General features: G+C 77.5%; 1 protein-coding gene. It reads right to left on the reverse strand.

The features are described 5' to 3' along the window. Window positions 1-757, reverse strand: a 757-nt coding sequence (locus tag G5C51_RS42290; RefSeq protein ID WP_165246259.1) for a protein phosphatase 2C domain-containing protein, incomplete at both ends; no start/stop codon positions are given.

Genomic DNA, 757 nt, shown 5'->3' on the forward strand with positions numbered 1-757 from the left:
CGCCCCCGCCGCCGGGCAAGTCGGAGACCGGCTCGGCGGCGGGGGCGGGTTCGTTGGCGGCGGGCTCCAGGTCCTGCCAGGCGCCGTCGCGCAGCCGGAACAGGCCGCCGGGGCCGGTCCCGAAGAACACCCGTGTACGGCAGGCGGGATCCGCGGGGAGGAGCAGGCAGCGCAGTGCCGCGGTGTAGTCGGCGTCAGCGGTCCCGAGGTCCGTCGCCTTGGCGCGCATCAGTCCGTAACTGCGGCCGGTGAGGCGGTGCAGCCCCGACTTCAGCGACGCGCGGCGTCCCTCCCTGATGTCCTCGGCGAGCCGGGCGTGGCTGCGCCCGACGGCACCCCCGATCCACAGGCAGGCGTCGCGCGCGGCCAGGTGCGCTTGCTCGGTGCCGCGCGCCCCGGTGGCGACGGCGACGAGCAACAGCGCCTCGTCGCCCGCCCCGAAGCGGGCGGTGACGAGCGCGTCGCGGCGCGGTTCGCCGCGGTAGCGGGCGGAGTCGCCGCGGATGGAGGCCGTACGGATGGTCATCGGCCCGTAGTGCGCACCGTCGAGCACGGTGTCCGGCACCAGATCGGCGAGCGTGCTGGCGGTGGCGAGCGGGAGGGAGGTCGGCTCGGGGTCGTAGGTCGGCGGCCGGTCCCCCACGTAGTCGCGCGGCGTGTCCCCGACCTCCGGCACCGACGCCGCCGCCGACGCCGACGCCCGCTCGCGGGCGCGCCAGCCGCGCAAGCGGAGGGTGTCGCGGGGCGGTTCGGGGGC

Origin of the sequence: Streptomyces coryli (assembly GCF_011044975.1) — a bacterium.
Classification (GTDB): Bacteria; Actinomycetota; Actinomycetes; order Streptomycetales; family Streptomycetaceae; genus Streptomyces; species Streptomyces coryli.